The 5,269-nt window shown below is 49.2% G+C and carries 2 protein-coding genes; one reads left to right on the forward strand and one right to left on the reverse strand.

The features are described from left to right. Positions 1 to 1,126, reverse strand: a 1,126-nt coding sequence (locus VN429_RS07950) for a hypothetical protein (protein ID WP_325631840.1), incomplete at its 3' end; no start/stop codon positions are given. Between the two features lie 474 nt (positions 1,127 to 1,600). On the opposite strand from VN429_RS07950, the gene VN429_RS07955 reads away from it, so the two are divergent. Next, entirely contained in the window at positions 1,601 to 4,699 is a 3,099-nt protein-coding gene (locus VN429_RS07955) for a hypothetical protein (RefSeq protein WP_325631842.1), read from the forward strand. Positions 4,700 to 5,269: the final 570 nt, after the last annotated feature.

Raw genomic sequence — 5,269 nt, forward strand, 5'->3', positions numbered from 1 at the left:
CTGTTATATCCTCAAGAAAATTCTCAATCGCAAGATCTTCCTGATTGATTGCAATACAGGACCGCAGTTCTGCCAGTACGTATTCCTTTGCTACCGGAGGAAAACCATAAATTCGGGATGCCTCTGCAGACTGCCAGACCATACCAGACTTTGGATTATACACCCAGCATCCACTATGACTGATCTCCTGGGCCATGATCAGCAGGTTCTGGCTTTCCCGCAACTGCTCTTCTGATCTCTTCCGATCGCTCTCTGCCTTATCTAGGGCTCCACCAATAGTCCTGGAGAGCCTGGAGACTACAATGTATACAATCCCTGCCGAAATGATAACCCATAATGCAGATATGAGAACAATGAGACTGTCTGATTTTCCACTGATGTGAATTGTAACCCAGTTTAAAAACAGAACTAGGAGCACGGTAACCGGTAGCAGGCTGCGAAGAAGTCTGGCTCTGGTGGACTCGCCTGATACCTGTGAAAGTGGCCAGGTACCAGGGCCACAGAGGGCAATAAGCCCGGTTCCAAGTATGATGAGAGCCACGGTTGTCGGAAACGCAACAGGGATGACAGATCCGCCATAGAGGAGTGGTGCATCATACCAGTACCCGATGATCATCACTCCGCAGACACCAGATACTGCTGCTGCGATGAGTGCCGTATATCCGGGCCTTATTTTTTGGAGAAGAAACCCGAAGCAAAGTAGTAGGAAACAGCCAGCAGTCACAGGAGACATTCGTCCAACAGGAACAGAACCAAGCATGTCAGACGGATGGAAAAACAGGTAGTCTATCTGAATATCCACAAGGCCCATGATCCCAAGCAGGGTTATCCCTGCCAGAAAAATCCCAAACCAGGAGATGACATAAGCGGCCCGGCGGGAATAGAGATGCATGGGAAAGAGAGATATCAAACAGAGGGCACAGCCCAAAAGGATAACAAGAAGTGAGGTATTTGGTGCCATCGGGATGTAATCAACCCTGACACCCGCAAGTATTCTGGCATTTGCGGCCCAGCCGATAAAAGCTGTACTTCCGATGATAACAGCCAGGATTCCGCAATACAGCGCAATCCGATCATACAGCGAAGCAGGGCTGAGAGCCGGGGACACCACACCGAATCCTCGCATCTAATATCCTCTCCCCTTATCACTCAGTGATATTGAATCTTCGCACCAGAATCAGATCAGAAAAATTACCATTGGTGTCTCAAGGTCTGTTTTTTTCTTCAACCAGAATAGAAAATGCATCAGTAGTGTCGCTATTAGCACTTGAAATCTAAAACAGAGAGAGCATAACCCGGGATTTAGGGGGGTGGGATTGAGATTATAAAGATATAAAGCTTTGAGAAAATGGGAAGTCAGTCATCAGAGATCATGAAAAACCCCATAAAACGTCTATCACATCACAAGGAGGACAATAACAAGGGGGAGAACATGTGATCCCGGGAGGTTCCCGGACAGGTGTTATTGTGAAAAAGAAAAGAACTGAAAAACCCCGCTCAATCCTTCTCGATCTTGGCGGACAGGGAAGAAAGGCGGGGATAGGGTATGTGTATAATTTTCTGAACGTTTTTTACTTTCTGTTGCAGGGGGATGATATCCATGCCTGAGGAGCAGAAATGCGGGGGTAGGCAGCCTCATATCCCTGGAACTCCGGATCTGTCCGGAGACTCTCATCCGATCCGATCTGCCTGCAACCTGCTTTTTTCTCCCGGGCAAACCATAGAGGTCAGGTTAATCGGAAAGCGGGGGGCGGCATCCGGATTCTTTGACAACTATGACCGGCTTGAAAGTGCAGTCACCCTGCTTGAGAACAGGGGAGAGTATGCTGGAGCATATGTCACTCTCAATCCGGTAAATCCTGACCTCCTGGCACGACGGGCAAACAGGGTAGAGACACGGCTTGGAAGGGATGAGAAGTCAGCAGGAGATAGTGACATCATCTCCCGTCGCTGGCTCCCGATTGACATCGATCCGGTCAGACCGTCAGGTGTCTCCTCTTCCAGAGAGGAGCATGAAGCAGCGGAGGCCATGGCATATCGTATTCGTGATCACCTCACCGAAATGGGATGGCCTGAACCTGTTACCGCAGACTCAGGCAACGGGGCCCACCTGCTATACCGCATTGATCTGCCAAACGACGAACAATCCCGGGATCTCATCAGGAGCGTGCTCGAAACATTGCATATCCTCTTCTCTGATGAGAAGGCTTCGGTTGATACCACGGTCTTCAATGCTGCACGGATCTGGAAACTCTACGGTACCACAAGCAGGAAAGGTGACAATATTGCAGCGAGACCACATCGCAGGGCATCAATCCTTTCAATCCCGCCAGTGCTTGAGATCGTTTCAGGAGAAATGCTCAGTCATCTGGCAGGTCTCTTTCCGAAAGAGCCGTCTGACAGAACAGAGATGAAAGCAGTCAGAACCATTGACCTGGGAGCATGGCTCAATCAGAATGGAATTTCGTTTAATCAGAAACCGTATGCAGGAGGTTCTGTCTTTGTGCTCAGTGAATGTCCGTTCTCTTCAGAACACAAAGACGGGGCATATGCAATTCAGTTTACAAACGGTGCCATCTTTGCCGGCTGTCACCATTCGTCATGCGGAGGCGGAACTCAGCGATGGACTGAACTTCGTGAGCGGTACGAGGGAAAAAGACAGGCAACGAAATGTTCCCGCCCTGAAAAGGGGGAAAAGAAACAGGCCACACAATCTGCAGAACCGGCTGTACTGCCGCAGGATAACCAGACAACCCGGGTACAGGAAGAGATCAAAAACCATGCAGAGACCATTCTCCACGATGGCAACCCTCTCGGATACCTGCTTGAGACCTTTACTCTTGAACATGAAGGTGATCAGACTGTTGCAGAGTCGCTCATTATGTCCCTGGCCTCACGGCTTGTCCTCAACAGCAAAGGACTTCATGTCTCGATAACCGGGGAGTCAGGGAAAGGAAAGAGTCATGCCATCAAGACCATGCTCAGGCAGGTTCCTTCTGCAAGCCGTCTGGATGGCAGGCTCAGCGAAAAGGCACTTTTTTACATAAACGGGCTGAAACCTGGGACCGTGATCGCTCTTGACGATCAGGCCCTCTCTGACCAGATGCAGGAGATCCTCAAAGGAGTGACGAGTTCGTTTGATTCTCAGTTTGTGTACAGGACAGTCTCAAAAGATCGGACTGCACAGGAATGCATCATTCCTGAACGGTGTGTCTGGTGGATAGCCAAGGTTGATGGAACCGGGGATGACCAGGTTTACAACCGGATGCTGACCTGCTGGATCGATGACAGCGAAGACCAGGACATCAGGGTACTGAAACGGAGTCTTTCCCATGCTTCCTGTGGCCCGGTAAGTAGTGAGAGTGAACGCGATGAGAATTTGGTATGCCAGGAGATCTGGAGCACCTTAAGCCCGGCATTCGTGATAGTGCCGTTTGCAGACCGCATCAGATTTGTTTCTGCTGCAAACAGAAGAAATCCGGATATGCTGCTGGATCTCATCAGGGCATCGGCAATACTCATGCAGCATCAGCGTGCTGAAGTGGAGATGAACAGTGTCAGGTGTATCAATGCAACTGAAGAGGATTTTGCGGTTGCAACCAGGCTCTATACAGCACTGAACGGAGAGAGTGGAAGTCAGGTCTCCAAGCTTACCAGAAGGGAGGCTGAACTGGTTGTCATCATGCATGAGTCAGGCAGGCCTGAACTGACGGTCAGCGATCTGCAGATTCTAACCGGTTGGAATAACAGCTCAATTCACAAACTGTTGAACGGGTATTTGAGCAAAGGACAATCCTACTCTGGTCTTCTTGCAAAGTGTCCTGCTGTTTCGTTCTATGACCGGACGGTGACATCAGGTTCTGACGGAAAGCACACACAGCGGCGTCAGAGAGTATACACCTGGGATCCATCACTGTATCTTCCCTGGTCAGAAGGAGGAGTAGTCTGGCTGGTCCGGGAAGAAAATGGTGCTGATCATACGGATGGTAATGATCCGGGCGGCAGTGCGGCTGAAGATGGTACAAAGCGGAACGATGCGGGAGGCTGCCGCCCGAAAAAAGAGAGTGATTCCTCTTTAGAATCACATAATATAAGAGATTATAAAGATTTAGATCAGAGAGCGGCAGAAGGTAAAGGTGTGAAGCAGGTCACGGGACCTGACGAAGACGTATGTATCAAGACCTCTGATCCCGGGATCTGCCGCATTGCCGCCCAGGGTGATCAGATAAACCCACCTGATGAGCGGCTTCCAGAAAGCGGCAAAAATTTCAGAGTGGCAAATCAGGATACTCTCCCGCATGATGCCGCTTGTGCCGCCCGGACTTCTGAACAGGGGATCTGTTCATCAGACTTCTCAAGAATAGACGGATGGCCTGAGAAGAAACCGTGCTCAGTCTGTGGAAGTCCATATTCCAGGTACCGGGAGAAAGGTCGGGGGAAATCTGAGTGGATGCTCTGTGAGGTCTGCTATGAAGCTGCCCAGGTCAGGGAAGCACTTTCAGTCAGGACAATCCCGGGAGTTATCAGGACAGACACGATGGAACACCGGATAAGTCCAACCGGGAAGTGCTCCGTCTGCAGAACTGGTGCTGCAGTCTGGGTGGATCCCGTCCAGCAGGTAGCCCTTTGCGAGACATGTTATCATCGTGAACAAAAAGGAAAACAGGAGAGGGGTGAACATGGGAATGCGGGCTATTGATGCTGGTGTTCTGCCAGGATGAAAGTTTCAGCCCAGGCGATAACCAGTTCAGCAAGAGACAGAGCCTGACGATAATGGCGAGTTCCCCACACACGTGGAGATGATTTATTACCCAATATTATGGATTTATCTCTCCGGACTCGTTTTTTCTTTCCAGCTAAACCCATCAATTTGGGCGCGGCAGATTTTTCTTACTCATCCTTCGAAAACCGTTGATCTGCATTTTTTTCTATACCGGAAATCGTGACCCAGAGTTAGGCACATGCGAAATACCTGATTATATCCAGATAACAATACAAATGGTCACGTAAAAGACATTCCGAATGAAGATAAAAATTATATACCACCATAACACATGTGGTAATTGTCACATAGTACTCCGATGGGGGGGTGTATGTGATACCATGATCTCATGCGTTTCTGATCGAACATCGACTATGCTGATACTCGGACAATACCTTCTTTTTTTTGACTTCAAGGATTCAGCATGTAATTTATTAACCAATTTTCCATTACGTAAGAAATTATGGCAATGCAATGAAGAGAAGAAATTTAGTGGTGCCTATAAAC

This window comes from Methanospirillum sp., from assembly GCF_035560735.1.
In the GTDB taxonomy this organism is placed as follows: Archaea; Halobacteriota; Methanomicrobia; order Methanomicrobiales; family Methanospirillaceae; genus Methanospirillum.

Bases quoted from the DNA above. Each gene is read 5' to 3' on its own strand.
- VN429_RS07955 (WP_325631842.1), top strand. From the start codon at position 1,601: ATGCCTGAGGAGCAGAAATGCGGGGGTAGGCAGCCTCATATCCCTGGA.